Source organism: Shewanella sp. SM29 (assembly GCF_025654245.1).
Taxonomy (GTDB): domain Bacteria; phylum Pseudomonadota; class Gammaproteobacteria; order Enterobacterales; family Shewanellaceae; genus Shewanella; species Shewanella oncorhynchi.
The window spans coordinates 145,438-163,010 of the sequence record NZ_JAKKRN010000003.1 but is presented as its reverse complement, the minus strand read 5'-3'; the positions used below and the strand labels follow the sequence as shown (position 1 = coordinate 163,010).

The 17,573-nt window shown below is 50.3% G+C and carries 4 protein-coding genes; all 4 read left to right on the top strand.

Annotated elements, in window-relative coordinates; translation table 11 throughout:
- The first annotated feature begins 129 nt into the window (after positions 1 to 129).
- Genes L5L77_RS03085 through L5L77_RS03070 form a run of 4 tightly spaced genes read left to right on the top strand, consistent with a single transcriptional unit; the run spans position 130 to position 17,529 of the window.
- Positions 130 to 999 (top strand): transcriptional regulator, encoded by an 870-nt coding sequence (locus L5L77_RS03085; protein ID WP_263222027.1) that lies wholly within the window; start codon positions 130 to 132, stop codon positions 997 to 999.
- Complete coding sequence (locus L5L77_RS03080) at positions 996 to 9,200, top strand: type I polyketide synthase (protein ID WP_263222025.1); 8,205 nt, start codon at positions 996 to 998, stop codon at positions 9,198 to 9,200. The genes L5L77_RS03085 and L5L77_RS03080 overlap by 4 nt, the downstream gene beginning before the upstream one ends.
- Positions 9,197 to 11,536: a PfaB family protein gene (locus L5L77_RS03075; RefSeq protein ID WP_263222023.1), complete on the top strand. Its 2,340-nt coding sequence runs from the start codon at positions 9,197 to 9,199 to the stop codon at positions 11,534 to 11,536. The genes L5L77_RS03080 and L5L77_RS03075 overlap by 4 nt, the downstream gene beginning before the upstream one ends.
- Positions 11,533 to 17,529, top strand: a complete 5,997-nt coding sequence (locus L5L77_RS03070) for a beta-ketoacyl synthase N-terminal-like domain-containing protein (RefSeq protein WP_263222022.1) — start codon at positions 11,533 to 11,535, stop codon at positions 17,527 to 17,529. Before L5L77_RS03075 ends, L5L77_RS03070 begins: the two co-directional genes overlap by 4 nt.
- The last annotated feature ends 44 nt before the right edge of the window (positions 17,530 to 17,573 follow it).

The window sequence follows — 17,573 nt, the reverse complement described above, 5'->3', positions numbered from 1 at the left end:
TTAAGTGACACAGATGATAAGCACAGGTTTTACTATGAGTGTCACTATGTTCTTCAAGAGTGCCACAGCTGACTCAGCCAAAATGGCTTCTCAGTCCCAATAGATTATGTCGGATGATAATTATTATTAATGGCAGCTCGCGACTCTCAATCTAAAGCGCCGTCTTATGCCCCCAAGAGCACGACTCAAGCGGCGAAAAAAGACAGCGCACCTCGGCATAGCAACGCCACCACCACGCCTGAAATGCGACTCTTTATCCAGCAATCGGATCTGAGCGTCAGCCAGCTGGCAAAGATTTTAAATATTACCGAGGCAACAGTGCGTAAGTGGCGTAAGCGTGAGTCCATCAGCAACAGTTCGAACACGCCCCACCATCTCAACACGACGCTCACGCCGATGGAAGAATATGTGGTGGTGGGATTACGTTACCAACTCAGACTCACCTTAGATAGATTGCTCCACGTCACCCAAACCTACATTAATCCCAATGTGTCGCGCTCCGGCCTTGCCCGTTGCTTAAAGCGCTACGGCATATCGCGGCTCGATGAATTTGAAGCACCACAAGTCCCCGAACGCTATTTTAATCAATTGCCTGTGACTCAAGGCAGCGATATCCAAACCTATACGGTCAATCCAGAAACCTTGGCTAAGGCGCTCGCATTGCCGAGTACCGACGGCAATACTGTGGTGCAAGTGGTGTCACTCACCATACCGCCGCAGCTCACTGAGCAAGCTCCAAGCTCAGTGCTATTAGGCGTAGACACGGCAAGTGATTGGATTTACCTCGATATTTATCAAGACAGCAATACCCAAGCGACCAATAGATATATCGCCTATGTCCTCAGACATGGGCCGTTTCATTTACGAAAGTTGCTCGTTCGCAACTATCACACCTTCTTAGCCCGTTTTCCCGGTGCCCATGGCACGCCAAAGACAAACGCGGCTGGTTCCCAAAACAAGGTCACCGTATCTAGGTCGACCCGTGGAGACTCTTTATGAGCCATACCCCTTCTGTACCTAATTCAGCAACTGATTCTACGAAAGAGTCAAAAAAAGATAAACGACTCAACAAACGTTTAAAAGATATGCCCGTTGCCATCGTCGGCATGGCCAGTATCTTCGCCAACTCGCGTTATTTAAATAAATTTTGGGATTTGATCAGCGAAAAAATCGATGCCATTACTGACATCCCAGACACCCATTGGCGCGCCGAAGATTACTACGATGCCGACAAAAGCAAAGCCGATAAAAGCTACTGTAAACGCGGTGGTTTTTTACCAGAAGTCGACTTCAATCCAATGGAATTCGGTCTGCCACCCAATATTCTTGAGTTGACAGATACCTCGCAACTGCTGTCGCTGATTGTCGCCAAAGAAGTGCTTGCCGACGCCAATCTGCCCACCGATTACGATCGTGATCGTATCGGCATCACCCTAGGGGTTGGCGGTGGTCAAAAAATCAGTCAGAGCTTGAACTCGCGCCTGCAATATCCAGTGCTTAAAAAAGTATTCAAAAGCAGCGGCCTGAGTGATGAAGACAGCGAAATGCTGATCAAAAAGTTCCAAGACCAATATATCCACTGGGAAGAAAACTCTTTCCCAGGGTCCTTAGGCAACGTGATTGCAGGCCGTATTGCCAACCGTTTTGATTTTGGCGGCATGAACTGCGTAGTCGATGCAGCCTGTGCAGGCTCGCTTGCCGCCATGCGCATGGCGTTGACTGAACTGACCGAAGGTCGCAGCGACATGATGATCACCGGCGGCGTCTGTACCGACAACTCGCCATCCATGTACATGAGCTTCTCAAAAACGCCAGCCTTCACCACTAACGAAACCATTCAACCCTTTGATATCGATTCAAAAGGCATGATGATCGGCGAAGGAATCGGCATGGTCGCGCTTAAGCGCCTTGAAGATGCCGAGCGCGATGGCGACCGGATTTATGCCGTCATCAAAGGCGTTGGCGCCTCATCGGACGGTAAGTTTAAGAGTATTTATGCACCGCGCCCCGAAGGCCAAGCTAAAGCATTGGAGCGCGCCTACGATGACGCGGGTTTTGCCCCGCACAGCATTGGCTTAGTTGAAGCCCATGGCACAGGCACAGCCGCAGGTGATGTGGCTGAATTTAATGGTTTAAAATCAGTATTTGCCCAAGGCAACGACACAAATCAACATATCGCGTTAGGTTCAGTGAAATCCCAAGTGGGCCACACTAAATCCACAGCAGGCACTGCTGGGGTGATCAAAGCCGCGCTAGCGCTGCACCACAAGGTATTGCCTGCGACCATTAACGTTAGCAAGCCTAATCCAAAACTGAATATCGAAAGCTCACCATTCTATTTAAATACCGAAACTCGCCCATGGTTCCAGCGCGCCGATGCAACGCCGCGCCGTGCAGGTGTAAGCTCCTTTGGTTTTGGCGGCACGAACTTCCATCTCGTATTAGAAGAATACAAACCTGAGCACAGCCGCGATGAGCAATATCGTCAGCGCAGTGTGCCGCAGACACTATTGTTTGCCGCAGCCAATAAAGCCGCGCTGCTTAGCGAGTTAAAAGCTGCGCTGAGCCAAAGCGTGAACACAAGCGCAAACGCGAATAAGAGCAGCGCTGCGAGCCTGAACGCTATCGCTCAGCAATATCCATTACGCACACTGACAAGCACAGATGCCCGTTTAGGTTTTGTGGCTAAGGATATCGCTCAGCTGCAAGCTCAGTTGAATCAAGCCATCTCTCATCTAGAAAGCAGTGCGCATTTAGAAAGCGGGCATTTAGAAACTAATGCAAGCGAGGCGTGGCAATTACCTTCTGGCATCAGCTACCGCGCAAAAGCTTTAGTCACTGAAACCAATAGCAAGAATGACTCCAATAAAGTGGCTGCCCTGTTTGCTGGTCAAGGTTCACAGTACCTGAACATGGGCCGCGAACTCGCCTGCCATTTCCCGGAAATGCGCCAACAAGTGACGGCCAGCAATAAGGTATTTGCTCACCACGGCCAAACGCCGTTATCGAACATCCTTTACCCTATTCCGGCATTCGATGCCGATGCAGTTAAAGCCCAAGAAGCGGCGCTGACCAATACCCTGTTCGCCCAAAGCGCCATAGGCGCGGTTTCAATGGCGCAATATTCGCTATTAACGCAAGCGGGTTTTGCACCCGATATGGTGGCGGGTCATAGCTTTGGTGAATTGTCAGCCCTTTGCGCGGCAGGCGTGATTTCCAATGAAGATTACGTCGAACTGGCCTTCGCCCGTGGGCATGCCATGGCGCAAGTGCCGAGCGATACTGGGACTCAAGTTGATTTAGGAACCATGTTCGCGATTATTCTTAAGCAAAAGAATGATATCGATGCGATCAATAGCTGTTTAGCCCAGTTTGATGGCGTTAAAATTGCCAACTACAACGCGCCGACGCAATTAGTCATCGCAGGTGGCACAGAGCAAACTCAGCTGGCCGCGAAAGCCATTAGTGAACAGGGCTTTAAAGCGATTGCCCTGCCTGTCTCAGGCGCATTCCATACCCCATTGGTTGGACACGCACAAAAGCCATTTGCCAAAGCCATTGATAAAGCTAAATTCAGCGCGCCTTCAGTCGCACTTTATGCCAACGGTACGGGTCAATTGCACCCAAGCGATGGCAAAGCGATTAAAGCAGAATTCAAACAACACATGCTGCAATCGGTTCGCTTTAGCGAACAACTGCAGGCCATGTATGACGCTGGCGCCCGTGTGTTTGTTGAGTTTGGTCCTAAGAACATACTGCAAAAGTTAGTTGAAAATACCTTAGGTGAACACTTAAATGAGCTTTGCCTTGTCAGCATGAACCCGAATCCTAAGGGCGACAGTGACAGTCAATTACGCTTAGCCGCAGTGCAACTCGCGGTAGCCGGTGTGGCATTAACTGAGGTTGATCCCTATCAAGCCGTCACGTCACAAGAGATTGCCGAGCGTGAAGCGCCATCAGCGATGAACATCAAACTCACCGCCACTAACCACATTAGTGCTACGACCAAAGCTAAGATGGCCAAATCCCTCGCCACAGGCAGCGTGACTAGCCAAGTGCAATATGTGGATCGCATCGTTGAAACGGTTGTCGAAAAAGAAGTCGAAAAAATTGTTGAGAAAGAAGTCATCGTCGAAAAAGTGGTTGAGAAAATAATAGAAGTGGAAGCGAATCAAGTGGCAGCTGTTGAAATGAAACAAACATCCCCAAGCGTTACGCAAGGCTTAAGCAATCACCAGCAACAAGCGACGGCGCAGTTGAGCCCAAGTACAGCAAGCGTCAGCAGCGATGCGTTAACGGCATTTTTCAGCGCACAATCTCAAGCGGCGCAGTTACATCAACAGTTTTTAGCCATCCCGCAGCAATACGGCGATACCTTCACGACGCTGATGACAGAACAAGCCAAGATGGCAAGCCTTGGCATTGCAATCCCAGAAAGCCTGCAACGCTCAATGGAAATGTTCCACCAGCATCAAGCGCAAACCCTGCAAAGTCACGCCGAATTTATGCAGCTACAAAGCAGTAGCAGCCAAGCGGCCTTGGCGATGTTAAACAATGCACCGATTAACTTTACTCCAGCAGTTGCAAGTCAGCCACGAGCAACTGCGCCGGCTCCTGTTGCTCCAGCGCCTGTGGCTGCAACTGTGCACAATGCCACTCCTACACCAGTAGCGACTCAAGTTGTTGCGACGAGACCCGCTGTTAGCACACCTGTTGCGCCTGTTGTGCAAACGGCTCCCGTTGCTTATTCACCTGCTGTGACTGTACAAGTTGCGCCAGCAGCTCCTGCCGCTCCTGCATTAGTCATGCCTGCTGTAGTGATGCCAGAAGTGACACCTGCGGCACCAGCAACGAGCGGCTTAAGTGCTGCACTTGTTCAACAAACCATGATGGCTGTGGTGGCCGATAAAACAGGCTACCCCACTGAAATGCTGGAACTTGGCATGGATATGGAAGCCGATTTAGGTATCGATTCGATTAAGCGCGTTGAAATCCTAGGCACAGTGCAAGACGAGCTGCCGGGCTTACCTGAACTCAGCCCAGAAGATTTGGCTGAATGCCGTACCTTAGGTGAAATCGTTGACTATATGCAAAGTAAGCTTACAAAAAATGACAAGCTTCCAGCAGTGGGTTCAATTATCGTAGCGCCTATTACTGCTGCAAATGTGGCAACTCAAGTGGCAACAGCCGCACCTGCCGTTAACGGTTTAAGCGCTGCGTTAGTACAACAAACCATGATGGCTGTGGTGGCTGACAAGACAGGCTATCCGACTGAAATGCTGGAGCTCAGCATGGATATGGAAGCCGATCTAGGTATCGATTCCATTAAGCGCGTTGAAATTTTAGGTACAGTACAAGACGAACTGCCGGGTTTACCAGAGCTCAGCCCAGAAGATTTGGCTGAGTGCCGTACCTTAGGTGAAATCGTTGACTACATGAACAGCAAACTGCCAGCGGCTGGCCAAGTTGTAGTTTCTACAACAGCGCCAACAGCTCCTACCGCTAATGGTTTAAGCGCTGCACTTGTTCAACAAACCATGATGGCTGTGGTTGCCGACAAGACAGGCTACCCCACTGAAATGCTGGAGCTCAGCATGGATATGGAAGCCGATCTCGGTATCGATTCAATTAAGCGCGTTGAAATCTTAGGTACAGTGCAAGACGAGCTGCCGGGTTTACCTGAGCTCAGCCCAGAAGATTTGGCCGAGTGTCGCACCTTGGGTGAAATCGTTAACTACATGAACAGCAAACTGCCAGCTGTAGGATCAGTTATCGTAGCAACTCATGTGACAACTGCCGCGCCTGCCGCCAGCGGTTTAAGCGCTGCGTTAGTGCAACAAACTATGATGGCAGTGGTGGCCGACAAGACAGGCTACCCCACTGAAATGCTGGAACTCAGCATGGATATGGAAGCCGATCTAGGTATCGATTCTATCAAGCGCGTTGAAATCTTAGGCACAGTGCAAGATGAGCTACCGGGCTTACCTGAGCTGAATCCTGAAGATCTGGCCGAGTGTCGCACCTTAGGCGAAATCGTTGACTACATGAACAGCAAATTGCCAGTAGTTAGCGCGGTAGCAGTTGCACCAGCGGCAAACGTTGAAGCAACGCCAGCACAAGTTCCAGCGAATAACGGTTTAAGCGCTGAAAAAGTCCAACAAACCATGATGTCAGTGGTGGCCGACAAGACAGGCTACCCCACTGAAATGCTAGAACTGAGCATGGATATGGAAGCCGATTTAGGCATAGATTCCATCAAGCGCGTTGAAATCTTAGGCACAGTACAAGACGAACTACCGGGTTTGCCTGAACTCAATCCTGAAGATCTGGCCGAGTGTCGCACCTTAGGTGAAATCGTTAGCTATATGCAAAGCAAGCTAGGCCAAAACGCGGTAAGCCAGAATGCCGCGCCAGTTAGCGCAGTCGTTCAGCCTGAACCTACTATCGATTTACCGCCACACAGTGAGGTAGTGCTAAAAAAGTTGCCAGCGGCGGCTGAGCTAACGCAACTATCGCCACAGCAATCGTCAAAGCAATCAGCGCAAAAAGCTCTGCCACGCGTTTTTGCTAAAGATGCCTGCATTATCATTAGCGATGATGGTCACAATGCTGGCGTACTTGCCGAGAAATTGCATGCTCAAGGTCTAACGGTTGCGGTTGTGCGCTCGCCAGAAAGCCTTGTAGCCAGTGCATCACCGCTCAATAGCCACATTGCCAGCTTCACATTGGCGGCGATTGACGATGCCAGCATCAGCGCAGTGATTAATGAGATCAAAAGCTTAGGTACAGTTGCAGGCTTTATTCATCTGCAACCACAACATAAAACCTCAGCAGATACTAAAGGTTTAGTGTTGTCCAGTGCCGCCAAAGCGTCGGTCGAGCAAGCATTCTTGTTCGCCAAGCACTTACAACCCCTGCTAACAACAGCAGCAACCGCCAATACTGGTAGTAGTTTTATCAGCGTCAGTCGTATCGACGGTGGCTTTGGTTATCTTAACCACAGCCAAATTGCCCGCAGCGAGTTAAACCAAGCGGCATTGGCAGGTCTGACTAAAACCTTGAGTCACGAGTGGCCAAGCGTGCATTGCCGCGCCTTAGATATCGCGCCAGCACTTGATGCCAAGCAACTGGCCAATGCAGTGATCGCTGAGCTCTTTGCAACCGATAACGTATTGGAAGTCGGTGTTAGCCAAGGCGCAGCCCAAGCACTTGAGCGCGTAACCTTAGTTGCTGGCAAGGCTGATACCCGCCACAGCGCGGCAAACTTGACGAGTGCAGATAAAATACTGGTGACCGGTGGCGCAAAAGGCGTGACCTTTGAATGTGCCTTGAGTCTGGCAAAACGCAGCAAGGCGCACTTTATCCTTGCTGGCAGAAGCAGCCAACAAACCATTCCCGCTTGGGCACAGGGTAAAAATAACAGCGAACTTAAAGCCGCAGCTATTGCCCACATTCAAAGCTTGGGCGAGAAACCCACGCCAAAACAAGTGGATGCCTTAGTATGGCCAGTTCAAAGCAGCCTAGAAATTGCAGCCGCACTAGAAGCCTTTACCGCCGTGGGCGCGAGCGCCGAGTACTTAAGCCTCGATGTTAACAATCCAGACGCAATCGCCAGCACGATAGTGCCGATTACCGAGTTATCACCTATTACCGGCATCATCCATGGTGCGGGCGTACTCGCCGATAAACACATCCAAGACAAGACCTTAGATGAGTTAGCACGGGTGTACGGCACTAAGGTCACAGGCATTAGCAATCTGCTTGCCGCACTGGATTTAGATAAAGTAAAACTGATCGCCCTGTTCTCTTCGGCGGCGGGTTTTTACGGTAATACCGGCCAAAGCGATTACGCCATGTCCAACGACATACTCAACAAAGCCGCACTGCAACTGGCGCAGCAACTGCCAAATGCCAAAGTGATGAGCTTCGATTGGGGTCCGTGGGACGGCGGCATGGTGAATCCTGCGCTGAAAAAGATGTTTATGGATCGCGGTGTTTATGTGATCCCGCTAAAGGCGGGTGCTGAGTTATTTGCTAGCCAATTACTGAGCAACACAGGCGCACAATTGCTGGTCGGTACTGATATGCAAGGCACAGTTCCAAGTGACGAGCAAGCAACTCAAGGTAGCAATCTAAAAAAGCCTGAAGCGGATCTGACCACTGACGCGTCGGATCCGCATGCTTTGGCATCAACACTTGCTGCAATCGCTTTCACACAAACAGTAAAACTGCAGCGCACACTGGACCCTAAGGCAATGATCTTTATTGAAGATCACTGCATTAACGGTAATCCCGTATTACCGACTGTGTGCGCGATTCAGTGGATGCGTGAAGCCGCCTTTGATGTGCTCAAGCAGCCTGTCAAAGTGCAAAGCTATAAGCTATTGAAGGGCATTATTTTCGACACTGCCGTGTTACAAAATGGAGTGTTAGAAAGTGCAGCCCCCATCACGCTGGAACTTGAACTTGCACCGATTGCGTTAACGGATAAAGCCGCGAAAGATTTTGACGAGTGCTTGAGTGGACAATTCAATGCCTTAATCAGCTTTGAAGGTCGTCCGCAATATAAAGCCATCCTAGTCGTTGATGATGCTGTTGATGACGCGGCGAGTGATAACTTAGCCACTAACAGCAAAGCAACTGCTTTTGACGCGCACAGTTTGGCAGGACTTTCTGTCATCACAACCGCGAGCAGCCTTTACAGCGACGGCACGCTTTTCCACGGTCCAAGACTGCAAGGTATTGAGTCTGTGTTGAAGTTTGACGATGCGAGCTTAGTCGCCAAGGTGAGCCTACCCCATGTTGCGTTAGCGGACTGCGGGAGTTTTGTGCCCAATCTGGCCCCTAAAGGCTCACAAGCTTTTGCGGAAGATTTGTTGCTACAGGCGATGCTAGTGTGGGCGAGACTCAAATATGGCGCGGCGAGTTTACCATCAAGCATTGGTGAGTTTATCTCCCATGCGCCGTTTGCCTTTGGCGATAAAGGGTATTTAGTGCTCGAGGTGGTGAAACACTCAGGCCGTGCCCTTGAAGCCAATATCACGCTGTATCATCAAGATGGCCGCTTAAGCTGCGAGATGAACAACGCCAAAGTCACCATCAGCAAAAACCTTAACGGTACATTCTTAGCCAACAAAGTTGTTGCTAATCAAACCGCTGCGAATAAATCCATTGAAAGCGTGGAGGCAAAAGTCGAGTGAACTTAGCCCACCCTTTAGCAACGACCCATAGCGGCCAAACTGAAACGTCGATAGCTGACACGGCTATGACTGAAAAGCTTGCCAAGCCACTGCGTATTGCAGTGTTGCTTGGCGATGCCGTCAACCTTGACTCTCACTCAGCCCAAGTATTAGAAACGTTTGCGGAACGTGAAAGAGTTCAGATTTGCGCTGCCGATGCCAACCAATCAACAGTACATGTGCCGACAGCTCATGAACCAAGAGGGCATAAACCGTCAGTGCATGAGCAAAGGTCGCTCACTGCCTTGTTAGGCCAAGCAACAACAGCCATTGAGCAAGGCAAGCTCGTTGAACTTAAATTCAATGATGGCAATCTGCCCCAGCCTTTGACTCAGTCCCTGTATTTGCTTGATGGTTTACGCGCCGCCAAACTGCGTCTTCACGCCCACGCGTTTATTGCTGGCTTTGCCGCTGGTAATGAGACAACAGGTGTTGCTAATGCAGCGGCGGTTGCTAATGCTGCATTAGCGGCGGCAAAGCGTAATCCAGCTCAAACCGTTCAACATCAGACTGTCGCCAACACTCTCAACGAGGCCTTTGTTGCGCTGCGCCAAGGCGTAACCGCCCTCGCTGCGCGAACACAAGCGCCGCTTAAAGGCACTACTGATATAAAACAGACAAACGACACCAATCATCAAACTGGCTATTGGTTTAGCGACCAACATCAAGCGCGGGTTTTATGTCTAAATCTTGTAGCAAAGAATCTAGCGGCAACAAGATCAAACCCAGCAGATACCTTGCTGGATTCAGGCCAAGATATTTGCCAAAGCCTAGTACTGACCCAAGGCACACAAGTTATCGCGCCCAAAGCTCTTGTTGATGAAAACCGGCTGTTTGTGCCGATAAGTGCTGACAATATTGATTCACTCATCGCGCAAGTATTGCAACTAGTTAACACTCTGGAAAATGGCGCCGGCTTGCACGCTGACTTTCGCGCTGAGCAACTCAAACCTTGGTTTGAACGCTATGATGCCAACGCGCCTCTGGCGTTAGTCTTAATGGCAGCATCGATTGATGATCTCAAACTTGAAGCCAAAGCCATGCTTACGGCGCTTGAAAATGATGCGGTGCGTCATCATGGTCAACCCTTTAAGACGCCAGCGGGCAGCTGCTTTACCGCTAAGCCGCTAGGGGATGCGGGACTTACCTTTGTATATCCCGGCGTTGGCACGGTTTACGCCAATATGTTCAATAACTTGCATGAATATTTCCCCGCGCTGTATCACCAGTTAGAACGTGAAGGCGATTTAAGCGCCATGCTGCAATCACCGCAGATTTATGCGGCAGATGTTAAAACCGCGGCTGGCATGAACCTAAGTCAGCAAGCGATTAGTGGCGTGGGGGCCAGTTATCTATTCACTAAACTGTTGACCCAAGTCTTTAATATTAAGCCTAAAATGGCGCTCGGTTACTCAATGGGCGAAGCAGCCATGTGGGCCAGCCTAGATGTGTGGCAAACACCGCACGCTATGATTAACGCCACCGAAAATAGCGATATTTTCAACCATGCCATTTCTGGCGAGCTAACCGCAGTGCGCCGAGCATGGCAGCTTAAGGATAATGAATCCATAGTGTGGAATAGCTTTGTGGTGCGCGCCGATAGCAAGGAAATCAAAGCATTACTGCCAGAGTTCCCTCGCGCCTACTTAGCCATCATTCAAGGTGATACTTGCGTTATTGCCGGCTGCGAAACAAGCTGTAAAGCCCTACTTGCAAAGTTAGGTAAGCGTGGGATTGCCGCCAATCGCGTCACGGCAATGCATACCACACCTGCCATGTTAGTCCATGGGCAAGTACAAGATTTCTATACTCAAGCAGTGAAACCTGAGGCACTGAAACCTAAGGCGCTGGAACCTAAGGCGCTGGAAGCGGCAGCACATGGCTCGCCTATTCGCTTTATCAGCGCAGCGCAAACTGCGCCAGTAACCGTGGATAGTCACAGCATTGGCCGCGCGATTGCCGATACCTTTTGTTCGCCACTCGACTTTAGTGCGCTCATTCAAAATGCCACTAAGCAAGGGGCAAGACTGTTTGTCGAAGTGGGCGCCGATAGGCAAACCAGCACACTCATAGATAAAATCAGCCACGCCCATGCAGGCCAAAGCACGGCGAACGAGGTAACAGTCGCCATTGCTTGCAATGCCAAGGGTGCCGATGCGATTACCAGCTTACTCAAGTGCTTAGCTCAGCTGATAAGCCACAGAGTGCCGCTGTCGCTCGCGCCGCTCATTAAGCCATTAAGTGCTAACGCAGCCCCTTTATCATCAGAAGTATCACCAGAAGGAGAACCCCAGTGAGTTCTCAGCATTCCCCTGCGATTGATAAAACTACCGTGCCTACCATTACGTCAAACCGCGCATCAAAAAGTGCGTCAAAAATTGCGATTGTCGGCCTCGCGACTCAGTATCCTGACGCCGATAATCCCCAAACCTTCTGGCAAAATCTGCTGGATAAAAAAGACTCACGCACCCAAATCAGCCGCGAGAAGCTCAATGCCAATCCCGCCGATTACCAAGGTGTGCAGGGGCAATCTGACCGTTTTTACTGTGATAAAGGCGGCTATATCCAACACTTTGAGTTTGATGCCAAGGGCTATCAACTGCCTGAGTCCGCCTTTGACGGTTTAGATGAAAGCTTTTTATGGGCACTCGATTGCAGTCGTAAAGCCCTGCAAGACGCAGGGATTGCCCCAAGCGATGCCGTACTGGCGCGCACTGGTATCGTAATGGGAACCTTGTCGTTCCCCACGGCCCGCTCCAACGAATTATTTTTGCCTCTGTATCATCAAACCGTTGAAAAGGCGCTGCAAAACAAACTTAATCAAAGCGCATTTCAGCTGGCTGACTTTGGCAACTCAGTTAACGATCTCAATGCCAATAGCCAAGCATTAAACGTCGCCAATGGCGCCGTTGCCCACACAGCCTCAAAACTGGTCAGCGATGCACTCGGTTTGGGTGGCACTCAATTGAGTCTGGACGCCGCCTGCGCCAGTTCGGTTTATGCGCTCAAACTCGCCTGCGATTACCTAACAACAGGCAAGGCAGATATGATGCTTGCGGGCGCAGTATCGGGCGCCGATCCCTTCTTTATCAACATGGGATTCTCGATTTTCCACGCCTATCCAGATCATGGTATCTCGGCGCCCTTTGATAGCAATAGCAAGGGCTTATTCGCCGGAGAAGGCGCTGGGGTGTTAGTCTTAAAACGCTTAGAAGATGCCGAGCGCGATGGCGACAACATCTATGCCGTCGTTAGCGGCATTGGTTTGTCGAACGACGGTAAAGGCCAGTTTGTATTAAGCCCCAACAGCAAGGGCCAAGTGCAAGCCTTCGAGCGCGCCTATAGTGCCGCAAACACACTGCCCGCCAATATCGAAGTGATTGAATGCCATGCCACAGGCACGCCGCTTGGGGATAAGGTCGAACTCGCTTCGATGGAACGCTTTTTTGAGGACAAACTCGCGGGCTCTGCGGTACCGCTGATCGGTTCGGCAAAATCCAACTTAGGCCATTTACTCACAGCCGCGGGCATGCCGGGGATCATGAAGATGATTTTTGCCATGCGCTCGGGTCGACTGCCGCCAAGTATTAACTTATCAGCGCCGATATCCTCGCCTAAGGGCTTATTTAGCGCTAAAAATCTGCCAACAGAATTGCATGCTTGGCCAGATAAAGCCGGCAATGACCGCCGCCACGCGGGTGTTTCCGTGTTCGGTTTTGGCGGCTGTAACGCGCATTTATTGCTGGAATCCTATGTTGCCAATACAAACAAGAAGAATGAACAAGCCGCAGCCGCAGTAAGTTACCAGCACACGCCATTAAATATCATTGGCTTAGCATCGCACTTTGGGCCTTTAACCTCCATTAATGCACTGGATAACACGATTCATGCTCGGCAACATGCCTTTATCCCGCTGCCCGCTAAACGCTGGAAAGGCTTAGATAAACACCCTGAGATCTTAGCTAACTTTGGTTTGCCTGCTGTACCGCAAGGCGCGTATATCGACCAGTTCGATTTTGACTTCCTGCGCTTTAAAGTGCCGCCCAATGAGGATGATCGCCTGATCTCCCAGCAACTGCTGCTGATCAAAGTGGCCGATGAAGCGATCCGTGATGCCAACTTAAAACCCGGTGGCAAAGTTGCTGTATTAGTAGCGATGGAAACCGAACTGGAATTACACCAGTTCCGTGGCCGCGTAAATCTGCACACTCAACTGGCAGACAGTCTTAAAAAACAAGGGATAACACTCACACAAGCCGAGTATCTCGCCCTTGAAAAGATCGCCATGGACAGTGTGCTCGATGCCGCCAAACTGAACCAATACACCAGTTTTATTGGCAACATCATGGCGTCACGTATCGCATCCCTTTGGGACTTTAACGGCCCTGCCTTTACCATTTCGGCGGCGGAGCAATCGGTCGCCCGCTGTATCGATGTGGCCGAAAATCTGTTGTCCCAAGAATCCTTAGATGCCGTAGTGATCGCCGCCGTCGATTTAAGTGGCAGTTTAGAGCAAGTGATCCTTAAAAACGCCGTATCGCCAGTGGCATTTACTGCCACTGACGCAGGCTGGAAAGTCGGTGAAGGTGCTGGCGCGTTAGTGCTCACAACAGCGCAATCAAGTGCAGCCCAGCCAAGTAATGCCGCTAACAATACTAATACTAATGCTAATGCCAATAGCAGCAGCTATGGCGACAGTTATGGTCATATCAGCGGCCAAGTGTTTGGCCCTATGTGTGACCAGCAAGGTAATAGCAACACAGCGCGTATTTGTGATGACTTATTAACCCAAGCCAAGGTCAATAGCAGCCAGATTTGCTTGATTGAAACCAGTATTGCGGTTGAGCAACTTGCCGATTCAGAGTTGATACTCAATACCCTGTTGCCGAGTGTGAACCAGCGCAGCCAAGCTGCTGATACCCTTGGCCACAACTTTGCTGCTGCGGGTATGGCGAGTATTTTAAGCGCCCTGTTGCAGCTTAAAAATCAGGTGCAGCTTAAAAACCAAGCGCAACTTAACAAGCATTCTTCTCAAGCTCAGCAGCACGCGCTCGTTGCCACGTTTAGCCAAGGTAAATGCTCGCAGTTACTGCTCAGCCAAAGTGCCACGCAAGCATACAATTTGCAGCAAAGGCTAGATCAAGATTTAACGCTTTCTGAGCAAAAACACTTAATAAAACAAGTAACGCTCGGTGGCCGCGATATCTATCGGCATATCCTAGATACGCCGTTGGCGAACCTTGATGCTATACAACAAAAAGCCCAAGCCATGACAGCACTGCCAACGCGCAGCCAACGCAAACATTTGGCCCAAATAGCGAGCAAAGACACGAGTCGCTTTGCAACAAGCAGCCCAACCACGGCTCAACAAAAAGAGACATTAAGCAGCATGCCAATTAATGCCCTAAGCACGCCCAATAAAAACGCCGCTCAAGCAGAGCTAAAAGACGCGGCATTTTTAAGCAATCAGCAACTCGCCCGTGAAGCCCATTTAGCCTTTTTACAAAGCCGTGCTGAAGGCTTGAAACTGGCCGATGCCTTGATGAAAGCCCAACTTAAGGGCGAACTGACATCAATTGGCCAAGCTGCGCCAGTACAGCAGCAAGCCATTGTTCAGGCATCTGCGACAGCGGTTCTTCCACATCCTGTGCTTTATCCCAATCATGCAAAAGTGCCTGAGTACACGCCGCCAACACCGATAAGCAAGCCTTGCATTTGGGATTATGCGGATTTAGTCGAGTACGCCGAAGGTGATATTGCTAACGTCTTTGGCCCAGATTACGCCATTATCGACAGCTATTCGCGCCGTGTACGCCTGCCAACCACGGACTATTTACTGGTATCTCGGGTAACGAAATTAAACGCCCAGATGAACCAATATCAGCCTTGCACTATGACCACAGAATACGACATTCCTGTGGACGCGCCGTATTTGGTCGATGGCCAAATCCCTTGGGCCGTGGCGGTCGAATCGGGTCAATGCGACTTGATGCTGATCAGCTACTTAGGTATCGATTTTGAAAACAAGGGCGAGCGCGTTTATCGCCTGCTCGATTGCACCCTGACCTTCCTTGGCGACTTACCGCGCGGTGGTGACACCCTGCGCTACGACATTTCCATCAATCACTTTGCCCGCAATGGCGATACCTTGTTGTTCTTCTTCTCCTACGAATGTTTCGTGGGTGACAAGCTGATCCTTAAAATGGATGGCGGCTGTGCCGGCTTCTTCACCGATAAAGAACTGGCCGACGGTAAAGGCGTTATTCACACCGAAGCTGAAATCAAAGCGCGCAACCTCGCCTTGAATAATCCGAATAAACAGCGCTTTAATCCGCTGCTTGATTGCGCGCAAAGCCAATTTGATTACAGCCAAATCCATAAATTGCTCGGCGCCGATATCGGTGGCTGTTTTGGCGGCGCCCATGCGGCGCATCAAGCCCAATATGGGTTGCAGCCCTCTTTATGTTTTGCATCCGAAAAATTCCTGATGATTGAACAGGTCAGCAATCTTGAGGTACATGGCGGCGCGTGGGGCTTAGGCTCAGTTCAAGGCCATAAGCAGCTCGAAGCTGATCATTGGTATTTCCCGTGTCATTTCAAGGGCGACCAAGTGATGGCGGGGTCATTAATGGCCGAAGGTTGTGGTCAATTACTGCAATTCTTTATGCTGCATATTGGGATGCATGCCAGTACAGAAGAAGGGGGCGTCAAAAACGGTCGTTTCCAACCGCTAGAAAACGCGTCACAAAAAGTGCGCTGTCGCGGTCAAGTCTTGCCGCAATCTGGCCTGCTCACCTATCGCATGGAAATCACCGAAATCGGTATGAGCCCGCGCCCGTATGCTAAGGCGAATATCGATATTTTGCTCAATGGCAAAGTGGTCGTGGATTTCCAAAACCTTGGGGTGATGATCAAAGAAGAAGCCGAATGCACCCGCTACCTCGCCGATAATGATGCCAGCACCGCTGACAATACTGCTAAAAATGCTGCTTCGGCTGCGACGCTGGTTTCAACAGCACCCGCATCGTTCGCCGCGCCGTTGATGGCCCAGCTGCCAGATTTAACTGCGCCAACCAACAAAGGCGTAGTGCCGCTTAAGCATGTACCTGCGCCGATTGCGCCAGCGGATTCAAAGTACGCCAACCGCGTGCCCGATACCCTGCCGTTCACGCCGTACCACATGTTCGAATTTGCCACTGGCGACATCGAAAACTGCTTCGGCCCCGATTTCAGTATCTATCGCGGCCTTATTCCACCGCGCACGCCCTGTGGTGATTTACAGCTGACCACCCGCGTCATTGCGATTGACGGCAAGCGCGGCGAGCTGAAAAAGCCCTCTTCGTGTATCGCTGAATACGAAGTGCCCGCAAGTGCTTGGTATTACGATAAAAACAGCCATCATGCCGTGATGCCCTATTCTGTGCTGATGGAAATATCACTGCAGCCAAACGGTTTTATCTCAGGTTATATGGGCACCACCTTGGGCTTCCCCGGCCAAGAGCTATTTTTCCGCAACTTGGACGGTAGCGGTAAGCTGCTGCGCCATGTGGATTTACGCGGCAAGACAATCGTAAACGACTCACGTTTGTTATCGACTGTGATCGCTGGCAGCAATATCATCCAAAATTTCAGCTTCGAGCTAAGCTGCGATGGCGAGCCTTTCTACCAAGGTAAAGCGGTATTTGGTTACTTCAAGGGCGATGCACTGAAAAACCAACTTGGCATAGATAATGGCAAGATCACTCAGCCTTGGCATGTGCAAAATGGCATAGCCGCCGATAGCCAAATCAATCTGTTAGATAAACAGCATCGCAGCTTTAACGCGCCAGAAGGTCAGCCGCATTACCGTTTAGCGGGCGGTCAGCTTAATTTTATCGACAAGGCCGAAATCGTGAAAGCCGGAGGTAAAGCGGGCCTTGGCTATTTATACGCCGAGCGCACGATTGACCCGAGTGATTGGTTCTTCCAATTCCATTTCCATCAAGATCCTGTGATGCCAGGCTCCTTAGGGGTTGAAGCCATTATCGAGCTGATGCAAACCTATGCGATTGACCAAGACCTTGGTGCGGGTTTTAACAATCCTAAATTTGGGCAGATTTTATCGGATATCAAATGGAAATATCGCGGCCAAATTAACCCATTAAACAAGCAGATGTCGCTGGATGTGCACATTACCAGCGTGACAGACGACAATGGCAAACGCATCATTATGGGCGATGCCAACTTGAGTAAAGATGGCCTGCGGATTTATGAAGTTAAAGATATCGCCATCTGTATTGAAGAAGCTTAATGAGTTTACGCTGTTAGAAAGACGCTAATCTCGAATAACAAATA